The sequence below is a fragment of the Mammaliicoccus sp. JADD-157 genome, from assembly GCF_049310805.1.
In the GTDB taxonomy this organism is placed as follows: domain Bacteria; phylum Bacillota; class Bacilli; order Staphylococcales; family Staphylococcaceae; genus Mammaliicoccus; species Mammaliicoccus lentus.
Window position 1 is genome coordinate 366,698 of record NZ_JBMOVZ010000003.1, and the last position, 13,712, is coordinate 380,409.

Here is a 13,712-nt window from a genome sequence, read left to right on the forward strand (position 1 = left end):
AATAAATTCCTTTCGAGGTTTATTTTATAATAAAATCATATCAAATGAGGGTATTTAATTACAAATATTAATTAATAAATTTATAAAAGGAGATACAATTCATGAAAAAAGTTGTTATCGTAAGTGCTCAAAGAACACCTGTAGGAAAATTTAGAGGGAAATTAAGCCGTTATTCAGCGGTGGAACTTGGCACTTTTGCCTTAAAATCTGCTATAGATAAGATTCAAATAAATCCAACTCAAATACAAAATGTTATTTTCGGAAATGTTATTCAATCTGGCAGTGGTCAAAACCCTGCTCGACAAATCGGTATTAATTCAGGTGTCCCATACAAGACGCCAGCAATGACAGTAAATGAAGTATGTGGATCTGGCCTAAAATCTATTATTTTAGGTAAACAACTCATACAATTAGGAGAAGCTGAGGTTGTAGCTGTTGGTGGTATCGAAAGCATGACAAATGCTCCAGAACTTATTTTTAAAAAGGACACTGCTCCTGTAAAAAGTTTTATGCATGATGGTTTAACAGATGTATTTAATCAAATACCAATGGGTTTAACAGCTGAACGTATTGCTGAAAAGTATGAAGTAAGTCGTGTAGACCAAGATGAATTTGCGTTAAATTCTCATTTGAAAGCTCATGAAGCAATTCAAGCAGGTAAATTTGATAAGGAAATTGTTCCACTCGAAGATACAAACGGCGAAATGATGAATGCTGACGAATTAGTTAGACCTGAAAGTAACATGGAAGATTTAGGTTCTTTAAAAACAATCTTTAAAGAAGACGGTACGATTACAGCTGGAAATGCATCAGCATTAAGCGATGGCGCATCTGCTTTAATCCTAATGGATGAAGACTATGCTAAAGAACACAATTATACAATTTTAGCTACGTTAGGAGAACATTCAGAAATAGGTTGTGATCCTTTATATATGGGATACGCACCTTTTTATGCAGTTGAAGCATTGCTCAACAAAGTTAACAAAACTATCGAAGATATAGATTTAGTAGAAATGACTGAGGCTTTCTCAGCTCAAAGTATACCAGTTAAGAAAAATTTAAATATTCCAGATGAGATTTTCAACATATATGGTGGCGCAATTGCTTTAGGACATCCGTTAGGCTCCACAGGGTCAAGACTTGTTACAACTTTATCTTATGCACTACATCAAGAGAATAAACAAACTGGTATCGCGACAGCTTGTATCGGTGGTGGCTTAGGTATTGCTTTAATGATAGAAAGAGGAGCAGATCAATAATGGAAAAATTAACAAAAGACTTTAGACATTTATCTCGATTAGAGAAAATTGAACAACTCAAAAAACATGGTTGGCTAAATGAAGAATCTGAACAAATCCTACACAATCATTCTGTAATAGATAAAGAACTATTAGATAATTTAATTGAAAATGTTATTGGACAAGGTACCCTGCCAATAGGTATATTGCCAGAAATAATAGTAAACGACAAAGCATATGTTGTTCCTATGATGGTCGAAGAACCTTCAGTCGTCGCAGCTGCAAGTTACGGCTCAAAACTTTTTAACAATACGGGCGGTCTAAAAATCATTAAAACTGGAACAACAAAGTTAGGGCAAATTGTATTTGATCAAGTGAGCAATACAACAGAACTAAGTAAACAAATATATGCATTAGAAGAACAAATCCATAAAGTAGCCGACAAAGTGTACCCGTCCATCAAGAAAAGAGGCGGAGGATATCAAAAAATAGAAATAGATGAATTCCCTAAAGAACACATGCTTTCCTTAAAAGTCCATGTGGATACATGCGATGCAATGGGGGCTAACATTATCAACACTATACTTGAAGGTATTGCGAGCTACTTAGAAACAGAACTCGATAACAATGAAATATTGATGAGCATCCTTTCCAATTACAACACAACATCTGTTGTACGTATCGAGGGTAAAATAAACATCAAAGATTTAGAGAAAAATGGTATGAGTGGAGAAGAAGTCGCATATCGTATGGAAAGAGCATCTGTATTAGCTCACATAGATCCATATAGAGCTGTCACACACAACAAAGGTGTTATGAATGGTATTAGCTCAGTCGTGTTAGTTACAGGCAATGATACAAGAAGCGTAGAAGCAAGCGCACATGCATATGCTAGTAAAGATGGACAATATCGAGGATTAACAACATGGAAATTCGATAAAGAAAACAAACAACTTATCGGCAGTATTGAACTACCACTAGCAATCGGAACAATAGGTGGTGGTATCGGTCTGTTACCAGCATCAAAAGTTGCATTAGACATACTAAACGTACAGACATCACAAGAACTAGGACACGTAATGGCAGCAGTTGGGTTAGCACAGAACTTCTCAGCATGTAGAGCGCTCGTTTCAGAAGGCATACAACAAGGACATATGAACCTACACTATAAATCACTCGCGATTAAAATAGGTGCTAAAGGAGAAGAAATACACGCTGTAACAACAGCCTTAAAACAATCATCTAACCCAAATCTGACTGCAGCAGAAGAAATATTAAAAGAAATTAGAAGTAAATAGTAAGAAAAAGAGCTAGGAATATAAATCCTTAGCTCTTTTTTGGATGGGATGATCAAAAAAGCAAAAGTTGATATTGTTGTTGGATTAACCATTATGTAAATACACGTAGAGGATCTCTTGTTGGATTTTCTAGCTCATTAATCCAAGTAAACGCCCTCTTGTTGGATTTTCTAACTCGTTAATCCAAGTAAACGCCCTCTTGTTGAATTTTCTAGCTCATTAATCCAAGCAAACACCTTCTTATTGGATTTTCTAGCTCATTAATCCAAGCAAACACCTTCTTATTGGATTTTCTAGCTCATTAATCCAAGCAAACACCTTCTTATTGGATTTTCTAGCTCATTAATCCAAGTAAACGCCCTCTTATTGGATTTTCTATCTCGTTAATCCAAGTAAACACCTTCTTATTGGATTTTCTATCTCGTTAATCCAAGCAAACACCTTCTTATTGGATTTTCTATCTCATTAATCCAACTAAACACCCTCTTATTGGATTTTCTATCTCATTAATCCAACTAAACACCCTCTTATTGGATTTTCTAACTCATTAATCCAACTAAACACCCTCTTATTGGATTTTCTTTCACATTAATCCAACTACATACCTTCTTATTGGATTTTCTATCTCATTAATCCAAGTACATGCCCTCTTATTGGATTTTCTAACTCATTAATCCAAGTAGACACTCTCTTTTTTTGAGGTATAGAGCGCGTGAAAGTTGCAAGAGAAGGTCCACGTGCAACATATTTTACGTAAATATTGTATCAAACTTCTTCAAATTTGATCTTATGTTATAATACGTTAATATTTACTGAATATTCAAATTTACAAAATTATAAATATAGTTTAATGGTTATCATATATGACATAGAAGAGAGGCGTAGATTTTGCGTAAAATTTATTTTTTAAGTGGTTTAGGTAGTCATCGATTATATCTAAATGATTTACAAAAGTATTTCTCAAGTATTCATTTAATTCAAATTGACCTACCTGGTCACGGTTTAAACTATGATTTAAATGTTCAATCTCTTGAAGATCTTGAAAATTGGTTTTTATCAAATATAAATGAAGAAAAAGTAACTGTCGTAGGTCATTCGTTAGGAGCTGATTTATTAGTACATCTGTCTAAGTCCATTAAGAAAATTAAAAACATCATATTACTTGATGGTGGTATATTCTCATTGAAGCAGTTGAATTATGACTTTGATAAGGAAATAACAGATGTAATAACCCATTTAAAGAATCAAACATTCGACAATATAGAGTCTCTGCTAAAAGAAGAAAAAAAAGGCTACAGACAATGGACTAAAAATCTTGAAGAAGCCTCAATTGCAAGAATGTATTGCAACTGTAGTACGAAAAAGTACGAAATGGCTTTAAATCAAGACAGTATTAAAAATTTATTATCATTAAGACGAAAAATAAAAATTCCAGATTTCTCAAATATTGAAGCAAACATTCTTATTTTACTACCTAGTATTCAAGACAAATTTATAGAACAAATAAAAATACAAAACATACCAAAAACAATTGAAACACATACTATTCCAAACAGTGGTCATGATATTTACCTTGATAATCCTGAAGCTGTTAATATAAAAATTAATGAGTGGCTTAAAGATAAAAGTTGATAAGTTTTAAATAAGCGAATATTATATATAAATTAAACACGGATAAGCATGCAACATGCTTATCCGTGTTTATTAGTTAATTGAAAAGATATGATTTAAATTTATTTCTTTTTAAAAGCATGCATAGATTTTTCTAGGTGTGATTTCATAGCTTTTTTAATAATATCTTTATCTTTAGTTGTTAGCGCTTTGAGTATTTCATTATGTTCTTCAATTACTTCCAACATTCTACCCTGACTTTTCAATCCTTGTGTTCCTATCAAAATTGATAAATCATGTTGAACATTATAACTCTTTAAAAATAATTTAAATTCTATTATTTCCATTAAATATGTGTGAAACTCTTTATCTAATAACATGAACGTATAATAATCATTCTTTTCAGCTGCTTTAGATTGATGATCAATAATCGTTTGTAAATCAAAGATATGATTTTCATTTATTAATTCAACTAAAAACGGGACACATGCAATTTCTAAAGATTCCCTTAATAAGAAAATCTGGTTTATTTCATGGTTTGTAAATGTGTTAACTTTGTAGCCCTTTCTAGGTTTAAATATCATGAGCTGTTCTAATACTAATTCATTCATAGCTTCTCTAACAGGTGTACGCGACACATCAAGTAAATTAGATAATTCAACTTCAGTAATGAATTCATTCAATGGTAATTCATTATTAAATAAAGAGTATTTAACTTGATCATATATTTCTTGCTTAATTGAATTTCTATTAACTTTTTTTAATGAATTATACATACATACACCTCCTTAGAAAGTTTATTTAAATAATGAAACCGGGTAAGTAATCAACCACGGAACATACGTAATAATCACAAGTATTAATATTAAAATTGCTAATTGTGGAACAATTGCTTTTATAATTTTTTTAATGTCTACTTTGCTTATTGAAGATACTACAAACAAACATACACCCACTGGTGGCGTAATCATACCTATTGATAAATTCACAGCCATTATTACTCCAAAATGGATTGGATCAATATTTGTAGCTAATATTAAAGGTAAAAATATCGGTGTAAATATTGTTACCGCACTGATAGTATCTATAAATGTACCTGCAATTAATAATACTATATTAATAACAAGCAAGAGTAGTAATGGATTTTCAGCAAATATCCCTAACATATCCTGTATCTGTTCTGGCACATTGTTAAATGATACAAACCAAATAAATACAGCTGCACTTCCTATTAAAAATATTATACCAACAGACGTTTTTGTACTACTAATTAACGCATCATATAATTTTTTAAAAGTAAGTTCTTTATAAACTAATGTACTTATTAGTATGGCATATAACACTGCAATTACGCCAGATTCTGTTGCTGTGAACAAACCACTAATAATACCCCCAATTATAATCGCGGGCATTAACAATGCTAAAATAGCATCTTTAAATCCCAATAGAACATCTTTAACTGGTGGAAAACTGTCCATAGATTTGTAGTTATTCTTCTTACCTACAAAGTAACTATAAATCATTAATCCAACCCCCATTAATATACCGGGAACTATACCTCCTATAAATAAATCACTAATAGATTGGTTCGCCATTACACCAAATAAAATAAATATAATACTTGGAGGTATAATCGGGCCTACTGTAGAAGCAGATGCAACTAATGCAGAAGAAAATCCTTCATCGTAGCCTTCTTTCTTCATTAATGGTAATAACATACCGCCAATAGCCGCAGCCGCAGCAATTGCTGTACCTGTTAACGCCGCAAAGAACACACTTGAAATAATTACTACCATCGCTAATCCGCCAGGTAATGGCCCGATTAACAATTTAGAAAAATTCACGATTCGTTCGGATATACCACCTTTAGACATAATTTCCCCAGCTAATACAAATAGAGGAACAGCTAAAAGTGAAAAATTATTAATACCGAAGTACATTTTTCTTGGTATAATTTCCAAAAACTCTATGCCCGTCCAGCCTATACCAATAATTGAAACTGTCATTAATGAAAACGCAATAGGCATTCTTATAATAATCAAAGCAAACAACAAAATAATTAATAATAGTATCATGATTGTTCACCTGTCTTCCAAGTGAAATAAATCATTAATAGAAAACATATTGGCATAGGAATATACATAATCCATCTTCCTATCGGTATAGATGTCATGACTTGATTAGCATCTATACTCAAATATACTTGTAGAAAGCTGTAATACAACAATATTAATAGCACAATTGTAATGATTGTTTTCACAAAATAATTAAGTAATTTATCGATTTTAGCAGGTAATTTTTCAAATAAATCTACTTGTAAATGCTCCTGTTTATACATCAAAATAACAGCACCAAATAAAATACTATAAACAAAAAATAGCATCAACACTTCTTGTGACCAAAATATAGAAGTCTTAAATATAAATCGTGTTAGTACCTGTAACAAAATCATAGCAATAGATAAAATCATAAAAATTGTCATTATATGTGTTAAAACGTTTATAAACTTCTTCTCTAATATATCCAGTTTATTCATTATTAGCCCCCTTATTCGCTAAATTGACGAACTATGGATTTAGGTACTTGGTCTGTAATTTGTGAATCTACATGTTTAGTTTTATTTTTAAACTCATCCCTATTAACATTAGTTATAATCATACCTTCATCTTTTAGCTGCTTCTTAATTTTTTTCTCCTGTTTTGCAATGTATTGTCTTTGATAATCTGTTGACTCAACAATACTTTCGTTTACTATCTGTTTCTCTTTTTTAGTCAACTGATTATAATAATCATCATTCATGAGCACTACAGCTGGCGTATAAGTATGATTAGTTAATGAAATGTATTTTTGCACTTCAAATAATTTCTGAGAATAAATTGTAGGTAAAGGATTTTCTTGACCATCTACTACTCCTTGATCTAATGCAGAGTACAACTCACTGAAACTAATAGGGGTAGGAATAGCATTCAAAGTTTTTAAATGTTCATTCCAAACCTTTGCAGATTGGACTCTTAGTTTTAAGTTTTCCATATCTTCAGGATGTTTTATTTCTCTTTTTTTATTTGTAAAATGTCTAAAACCAACTTCCCAATATCCTAATCCTTTCATATCTTTCTTTTTAGCTAACTCTAATAAATCTTTTCCAGGTTTTCCATCGAGCTTCGTATAAACATCTTTTTTGCTATCGAATAAATAAGGGATACCAAATAAATTCATTTCGGGCATTGTATTAGATAAGCTACTATCTGCTGCAACAGTTGTCATTTGAATAGTCCCAGTCATTGTTTGGTCTACTAACTCATCTTCATTTCCTAAACTTCCATCCCCATATACATTTACTTTCATTTTCCCATCAGATTTTTCTTCAACAAGCTTTTTAAACTTTTGAGAAGCAATATTATATTGATGTGTATCAGAACCCGTATGAGCTAATCGTATGGTTTTTTCTTCACTTCCATTGACTTTTTCAGTCGAATTTTGGCAACCACTTAAGATTAGAATGAGTACAAAGGATATTGAAATAATCTTTTTCATTAAACGTCATCCCCCTATAATCTATCTCCGTTTAAGAATATAAATCAGTTCTTCTATTTTTAAACACAGGTATTTGATTTCGCATTTCATTTACCTTATTAGAATCAATCTTTACACTTAAAATTGTTTCTTGGTTATTTGCTTCTGATATCACATCACCATTTGGAGCAATAACTAAGGAATGTCCAGCATATTCTGTATTTTCATCATTACCACATGAATTACATGCCACTATATATGTTTCATTTTCAATTGCCCTCGCAATATTCAATTGTTTCCAATGATATAGTCTAGATTCTGGCCACTGTGCTACTACAAAAATAACCTTGCTTTCATTTATCGCTAAACGTCTTATTGGTTCAGGAAACCTTAAATCATAGCAAATAATTCCACCCATTTTGATATCACATAAATCAAACGTTTCTGGTAAAAAATTGCCGGAAGATAAATACTTAGGCTCATTAAGCATAGGAACTAAATGAATCTTATCGTAGTCATAAATTAAGTCTCCATGTTCATTAAATACAACCAATGTATTATATACAGCATCATCTTTTTTATTTGAAACTGATCCAGCTACTACATTAACCTTAAATTGATTTGCCAAATTCGATATAAATTGCTTAGTATTTCCTAGGTTATTATCTGCCTTTTCGTTTAAATGTTCTAAGTCATAACCGTTATTCCACATTTCAGGAAAAACAACAATATCAGTATCTTCATTTAACTCATTTTCAAAAAACTGTTTAATTTTAGATTTATTTGCTTCCAAGTCCCCGAATGCAACCTCAAATTGATAGAGTTGGATTTTTATCATAATTTACTCACCTCATATTCTAATTTAATAGTCTTATTTTGAGCAGGATCTATGAGTTCAGCTTTAAATCTATCGGGATATTTAAAGCCATTTACTAAAGGTACTGTTCCACAATAAACAACTGCTTTAGTTAAATTAGCACCAAATTCATTTAATGAATCTATTAACTTTTCGTAAGGTAAAATACCACTTACTTTATCATCTTGATACAAAGTCCATTCTCCATTTTCTTGTACATAAGATTTCAACTCTAAATCATCCCAATGTTCTTCTACATCCTCAAATTTCCATAAAGTATGAGCAATTGGCTTTGCACATAATTGTTTAGATTTATGAATACTAACTGTCTCTAACTCACGATCAGTATGATCACTACCTAACGTTACATAGCGATTATCCCCATCAAAAATCACTACAATCTCCGCTTCACCACTCGATTTTTCTCCAATTATCGAAATATTGTTATCTTGTCTGAATAAATATGGATCTAAATGATATATTTCAGGAATAGAATCCGGTTCTGGGACACCTAATTCTTTAAGTTCATCAATATGTGCTTTTGTTTTTTCAATATTTCTACCTGAATAACCTATACAATATGCATGATCGAATGAAAGATTTAACTTTTCATAATTTAATTTAAATTCCATATAAACACCCCTTTTTAATGTATACATTATACAGTATACATATATGGGTATACTTTTACAACTTAAGGATAAAATTTTATATAAAAAATCCCTGCTCTTTATTAAGTATAATAAACAGGGATTTTGTGATATTAATATTAAACTTATAAATATTGTATCAAATTTCTTAAATATGTCTTATCACTAAAAAATAATCAGCACCAAATACCCCTCTTACTAGTAACAGCAGTAAGAGGGGTTTGGTGATACCTATGGAAGTTGTATTATAAAAACATTATACTAAACCTCCTATAAAATGTAAATATTTCATCGGATTTCTTCAATATGTGGTTCTAATAAATACCATAATTTATTACTTAATTCATCTATAGAACATGGTCTAGATTTTTCTATCCACCAAACAATTACGCCTACAATCGCCGATGCTAGGAATTGTATTGTTATTTCATTATTTTCTTGTTTAATATTCGACTTAAATTTATCTGTTAGTGTCTGCTTCAGTACGTTTAAATCTGATTTTTGTACCAATTTCTTAAGTATTTCGTATTGTTTATCTATAACTTTAAATATTTCACGGAGGCTTTCCTGTGCATCATCTCTCTCGGACATGAAATTCGCACATTTTTCAATTCCCTCTGCCATTATAAAATCTATTGCGTGGTCAAGGATGTCATATTTATCGATAAAATTTAAATAAATAGTACCTCTATTAATATTAGATACTTCTGCTATATCTTTCATAGATATTTTAGCAATATCTTTTTTTTGCATTAATTTTATAAAACTTTCAATAATAAGTTGTTGTGATTTTTCTTTCCTCTTATCCATAATAACTCCTTTTCCTAAACAATTTTTAATATTTGTGCATTAAACATCATTATCTACTTTTTGTTTATTGAGTTTACTCTTTTACAATGTTAACTTCAAGTTAATGAACAAATGTTTATTAACTGAGAGGAGAACAAAAATGAATATACTCATATATGGTGCTGGTGTTCAAGGACAATTTTTGGCACATGCACTAAACAAACGTGACAATAATATTACTATACTTGCAAGAGGTAAGACTTACGAAAACCTACAAGAAAGAGGCGTCAGATTAAAGCACTTTCTACAAAAGAAAAATTCAATCGATCATTTTAACTATATAAGTGAATTATCTGAGACTGACCAATATGACATTATATTTGTGACAATGAAATACTCGGACTTCTATTCCGTTGTACCTGTATTAGCAAAAAACATTACCCAAAACATTGTTTTTGTCGGGAATAACACTAATCCACAGAAACTTCGTAAAATAGTTCTTGAACAATCAAATACAGACAAAAATATTTCTTTTGGCTTTTTAATGACTGGAGGTAATAGAGATAAAGCAAAGACAACTGTTCTTAGATTTAATGCCGGAGAGTTAAAAGTAAGTCATCTTGAAGGACAAATACCATTTCACAATATACTCGATGAGATATTTAAAGACTTATCTATAAAATTAACTTACGAAACAAACTTTGAGGATTGGCTTATGTCACATGCAGCAATGATTATACCTCTGAATACCGGTATAATGTTGAAAAATCAATATAAAGGACGACAAAAGAAACTTATTAAGAAAATCATAAATTCATACAACGAACTACACTTATTATTAGAACACAGTAACTATAAAATTATTCCAAAAGCACAAGCTACACTATTTAAAAAATTTAAATTTATCGCATATCCTCTACTAAAAATAATTTTAAACATTAAAATTATGAATCAAGTCCAAGGTTCAACGAGTGAAGTAGATTCACTATATGAAGATATTAAATTACTAAATAAGCATAGTGTATCAACAACTAGGCAATTAGATCAGATAGTTAAAGAAGTAAAAGAAACATTATAATTAAATAAGAGTAACATGCGCAAACATGTTACCCTGACAAGCACGTTCGTAAGACGGTGCCTTTGTGTGGTTTTGTAATAACCATCCGCCAAAGTTGGATGGTTATTTTTTTGTTTCATTTTGATAATTGCGACCACTAGACTAATCAGTGTTAGTATGAATATACTAATATTGATTAGTTTTTTTCTCAATAAATATTAAGGGTGTATATTAATGCTTACTGATTTAATAATTGCGATTGTGTTAATTACTGTTTCAACAATTCTTTCTATATACATATCAATAACAAAGAACCTCAGTATAATCTCAGGTATTGAACCAGAGAAAATACCTGCAAATAAAATTAATACTGTTATCAAAATTTTTAATACTTGTTTGTTAATTTCTACTATTTTAATAGCTACTAGTCTTTTATTCATTGATAACAATATAGTGTTAGGAATAATATTTTTGTTTACTGGTGTGGTTGTCTTATATTTGTTTTATATTTACTACATAAAAATCATAAAGAATTAATTTTTTTATTTCTAATGATTACGAACACGATGTTAAGTATACTTATTACTATTCCAGTTAATATAACGAAGTTAGATCCTAATGAGGCTATAAAAATACCACCTACAAAAGTCCCTACTGTTGTTCCTAAGTTAACAGAAGATAGAAAGATACCATTTGATAAGTCAGGTGCATCTGGAGCCGACGATGTAATGACATATTGTGTAACGTTAGCAGATATTCCTGCTAATGTTCCCCATATTATTGAAATAACAATCATAAAAGCAAAGTATTTTCCTAAACTAAACATAAGCATATAAGTTACGATTAGCCCAATTGGCAAGAAAAATATAGCTTTTTTAGGGATACTCGTTAATAGACGTCCCGCTATAATGTTACCTACTATATTAGATGCTCCATACAGAAACAGCACTGCAGTTACTGAACTACTTGATGCTTGTGTAACAATATTTAAATAATCCGTTAAATAACTGTATACACCAAATACTGCCGCATTAAATAGAAATGATACTGTAATTGAAATCCATGTTAAAGGGCGTTTCAATACACTAAGCTGACCACCATAACTTGTTGAAGTTTTCGCTGGCATTTTTGGAACAAAGAGCAAAGTCATAATAAGTACGATTATATTAACTACTGCAAAGAATAATAAAGCAACTTGCAAATTAAATTGTGTAGCTAAGAAATTCACGATTGGAACGCCTATGACCATCCCCGCGGATACTCCTATAAACACGCGTGCCACTGCTTTAGGTGCATCTTTTTTATCTACTGAATCAGAAGCGACTGAAAAAGCTAACGATATATATACTGGATGAAATATAGCCGGTACTATTCGAGCAATCAATAATACTGTAAAGCTTGATGTAAATAATGTTACAAAGTTACTAATAATAAAAATGACAAGTACAAAAATCATAACTTTCTTTCTGTTTATTTTTGATAATAACAAAGGCATAACTGGACCTGATATTGCTATACCTATAGCAAAGCTAGAAACAAGCCATCCTGCAGTTGATACACTTACATCAAACGCATCTGCAATAATAGGTATGAGTCCAATAAAACCCATCTCTGTGTTCAAAATACCGAATACACCTATAGTGAGTATAAGAATAACCAATTTATTATGTTTCAATACATCACCACTCCTGAAATTCTTGATATATAAAGTGTAGTGTGTAAAATGAGTTATAACAAATACTTTTAAATCATCATTAGAAATGCCTAAAAGGTATAACGAGGTGTATAAATGGAATTAAGAATACTAAAATACTTTGTCACCATAGCTAAAGAAGAGAATATTACAAGAGCCGCGAATTCATTACATGTTACTCAACCTACCTTATCTCGACAAATTAAAAATTTAGAAGAAGAACTAGGTGTATCTTTATTTAAGAGAAGCAATCACAATATACATTTAACAGAAGAAGGACAACTTTTTAAAAAGAGGGCCGAAGAATTACTAGCTATGTCACAAAAAATGCAAGATGAATTTAAAGTGATAGATAAACAAGTAGAAGGCGATATTTATTTAGGATGTGGCGAGACGAAAGGTATGCAATTTATTGCTCAAATCTTTAAAAATATTCAAACTACCTACCCGAATATCAATTTACACATATACAGTGGTAATGCTGATGATATTGCAAATAGATTAGATAAAGGTTTATTAGATTTCGGTATCCTTATACAACCTGCTAATTTAGCAAAATATAAAGCATTAACATTACCTTCATACGATAAATGGGGAGCAGTCGCTAAAAGAAATAGTCAATTAGCAAAAAATAAAACCGTCACTAAAGATGATTTAATAGACTTACCATTATTATGTTCTAGACAAGCAATCGATCCAACTATCATTAATAATGAATTTACAGCATGGTTTGGAGATATGTTCGACCAATTAAATATTGTATCTACTTTTAACTTAGCTTATAACGCTGGACTGATGGTTAAGGAAAACGTAGGATATGCATTAACTTTAGACAGCATCATCAATACATCAGAAGAAAGCGACTTATGCTTCATACCATTCGAACCAGAACTTATAGCAAAACATAACATCGTATGGAGAAAAGACCATAGTTTCTCCAAAGCCGCACAAGTATTTCTTGATAAAGCAAGAAGTATGTAAATAACAATGACTTTAATAGCGATTAA

General features: G+C 30.8%; 14 protein-coding genes. 5 read left to right on the forward strand and 9 right to left on the reverse strand.

Going from position 1 to position 13,712, the window contains the following annotated elements:
* Window positions 1–101: 101 nt before the first annotated feature.
* From ACO6VN_RS10895 to ACO6VN_RS10905, 3 genes are all read left to right on the forward strand, one after another.
* The gene (locus ACO6VN_RS10895) at window positions 102–1,259 is read left to right on the forward strand and encodes a thiolase family protein (RefSeq protein ID WP_016998934.1); all 1,158 of its coding nucleotides are present in this window, start codon (window positions 102–104) and stop codon (window positions 1,257–1,259) included.
* Window positions 1,259–2,536, forward strand: coding sequence for a hydroxymethylglutaryl-CoA reductase, degradative (locus ACO6VN_RS10900; protein ID WP_194200360.1), 1,278 nt, complete (start codon window positions 1,259–1,261; stop codon window positions 2,534–2,536). Before ACO6VN_RS10895 ends, ACO6VN_RS10900 begins: the two co-directional genes overlap by 1 nt.
* A gap of 888 nt (window positions 2,537–3,424) precedes the next feature.
* Window positions 3,425–4,168 carry an alpha/beta hydrolase gene (locus tag ACO6VN_RS10905; protein WP_194200359.1) on the forward strand — a complete coding sequence of 248 codons (744 nt, stop codon included), beginning with the start codon at window positions 3,425–3,427 and terminating at the stop codon, window positions 4,166–4,168.
* A gap of 101 nt (window positions 4,169–4,269) precedes the next feature.
* Here ACO6VN_RS10905 and ACO6VN_RS10910 read toward each other — a convergent pair whose 3' ends face one another.
* From ACO6VN_RS10910 to ACO6VN_RS10940, 7 genes are all read right to left on the reverse strand, one after another.
* Window positions 4,270–4,923 carry a GntR family transcriptional regulator gene (locus ACO6VN_RS10910; RefSeq protein ID WP_194200358.1) on the reverse strand — a complete coding sequence of 218 codons (654 nt, stop codon included), beginning with the start codon at window positions 4,921–4,923 and terminating at the stop codon, window positions 4,270–4,272.
* 21 nt (window positions 4,924–4,944) lie between these two features.
* A complete protein-coding gene (locus ACO6VN_RS10915; RefSeq protein ID WP_394877523.1) occupies window positions 4,945–6,222 on the reverse strand; it encodes a TRAP transporter large permease in 1,278 nt (425 codons plus the stop codon).
* On the reverse strand, window positions 6,219–6,683 hold the full coding sequence (locus ACO6VN_RS10920) for a TRAP transporter small permease (RefSeq protein WP_315295792.1): 465 nt from the start codon (window positions 6,681–6,683) through the stop codon (window positions 6,219–6,221). The genes ACO6VN_RS10915 and ACO6VN_RS10920 overlap by 4 nt, the downstream gene beginning before the upstream one ends.
* Window positions 6,684–6,694: 11 nt before the next feature.
* The gene (locus ACO6VN_RS10925) at window positions 6,695–7,681 is read right to left on the reverse strand and encodes a DctP family TRAP transporter solute-binding subunit (protein WP_422404657.1); all 987 of its coding nucleotides are present in this window, start codon (window positions 7,679–7,681) and stop codon (window positions 6,695–6,697) included.
* Between the two features lie 31 nt (window positions 7,682–7,712).
* Complete coding sequence (locus ACO6VN_RS10930) at window positions 7,713–8,495, reverse strand: carbon-nitrogen family hydrolase (protein WP_194200584.1); 783 nt, start codon at window positions 8,493–8,495, stop codon at window positions 7,713–7,715.
* Window positions 8,495–9,148 carry a DUF2848 family protein gene (locus tag ACO6VN_RS10935; protein ID WP_315295794.1) on the reverse strand — a complete coding sequence of 218 codons (654 nt, stop codon included), beginning with the start codon at window positions 9,146–9,148 and terminating at the stop codon, window positions 8,495–8,497. The genes ACO6VN_RS10930 and ACO6VN_RS10935 overlap by 1 nt, the downstream gene beginning before the upstream one ends.
* Window positions 9,149–9,454: 306 nt before the next feature.
* Window positions 9,455–9,976 carry a TetR/AcrR family transcriptional regulator gene (locus tag ACO6VN_RS10940; RefSeq protein WP_422404658.1) on the reverse strand — a complete coding sequence of 174 codons (522 nt, stop codon included), beginning with the start codon at window positions 9,974–9,976 and terminating at the stop codon, window positions 9,455–9,457.
* Window positions 9,977–10,115: 139 nt separating this feature from the next.
* Here ACO6VN_RS10940 and ACO6VN_RS10945 point away from each other — a divergent pair, with 139 nt between their 5' ends.
* Window positions 10,116–11,033: a ketopantoate reductase family protein gene (locus ACO6VN_RS10945; protein WP_422404659.1), complete on the forward strand. Its 918-nt coding sequence runs from the start codon at window positions 10,116–10,118 to the stop codon at window positions 11,031–11,033.
* 197 nt (window positions 11,034–11,230) lie between these two features.
* On the opposite strand, the gene ACO6VN_RS10950 is transcribed toward ACO6VN_RS10945, so the two are convergent.
* Both ACO6VN_RS10950 and ACO6VN_RS10955 read right to left on the reverse strand, forming a co-directional pair.
* Window positions 11,231–11,452, reverse strand: a complete 222-nt coding sequence (locus ACO6VN_RS10950) for a hypothetical protein (RefSeq protein WP_422404660.1) — start codon at window positions 11,450–11,452, stop codon at window positions 11,231–11,233.
* 83 nt (window positions 11,453–11,535) lie between these two features.
* Window positions 11,536–12,687 (reverse strand): MFS transporter, encoded by a 1,152-nt coding sequence (locus tag ACO6VN_RS10955; protein WP_422404661.1) that lies wholly within the window; start codon window positions 12,685–12,687, stop codon window positions 11,536–11,538.
* A gap of 114 nt (window positions 12,688–12,801) precedes the next feature.
* Between ACO6VN_RS10955 and ACO6VN_RS10960 the strand changes: the two genes are divergently transcribed.
* Window positions 12,802–13,686: a LysR family transcriptional regulator gene (locus ACO6VN_RS10960; RefSeq protein ID WP_422404662.1), complete on the forward strand. Its 885-nt coding sequence runs from the start codon at window positions 12,802–12,804 to the stop codon at window positions 13,684–13,686.
* Window positions 13,687–13,712 lie beyond the last annotated feature (26 nt).

Excerpts from the sequence above, each read along its gene's own strand:
- ACO6VN_RS10895 (WP_016998934.1), top strand. The coding sequence starts at position 102 with ATGAAAAAAGTTGTTATCGTAAGTGCTCAAAGAACACCTGTAGGAAAA.
- ACO6VN_RS10945 (WP_422404659.1), top strand. The coding sequence starts at position 10,116 with ATGAATATACTCATATATGGTGCTGGTGTTCAAGGACAATTTTTGGCA.
- ACO6VN_RS10940 (WP_422404658.1), bottom strand. The coding sequence starts at position 9,976 with ATGGATAAGAGGAAAGAAAAATCACAACAACTTATTATTGAAAGTTTT.
- ACO6VN_RS10950 (WP_422404660.1), bottom strand. The coding sequence starts at position 11,452 with ATGAATAAAAGACTAGTAGCTATTAAAATAGTAGAAATTAACAAACAA.
- ACO6VN_RS10935 (WP_315295794.1), bottom strand. The coding sequence starts at position 9,148 with ATGGAATTTAAATTAAATTATGAAAAGTTAAATCTTTCATTCGATCAT.
- ACO6VN_RS10920 (WP_315295792.1), bottom strand. The coding sequence starts at position 6,683 with ATGAATAAACTGGATATATTAGAGAAGAAGTTTATAAACGTTTTAACA.
- ACO6VN_RS10925 (WP_422404657.1), bottom strand. The coding sequence starts at position 7,681 with ATGAAAAAGATTATTTCAATATCCTTTGTACTCATTCTAATCTTAAGT.
- ACO6VN_RS10900 (WP_194200360.1), top strand. The coding sequence starts at position 1,259 with ATGGAAAAATTAACAAAAGACTTTAGACATTTATCTCGATTAGAGAAA.
- ACO6VN_RS10960 (WP_422404662.1), top strand. The coding sequence starts at position 12,802 with ATGGAATTAAGAATACTAAAATACTTTGTCACCATAGCTAAAGAAGAG.
- ACO6VN_RS10910 (WP_194200358.1), bottom strand. The coding sequence starts at position 4,923 with ATGTATAATTCATTAAAAAAAGTTAATAGAAATTCAATTAAGCAAGAA.
- ACO6VN_RS10915 (WP_394877523.1), bottom strand. The coding sequence starts at position 6,222 with ATGATACTATTATTAATTATTTTGTTGTTTGCTTTGATTATTATAAGA.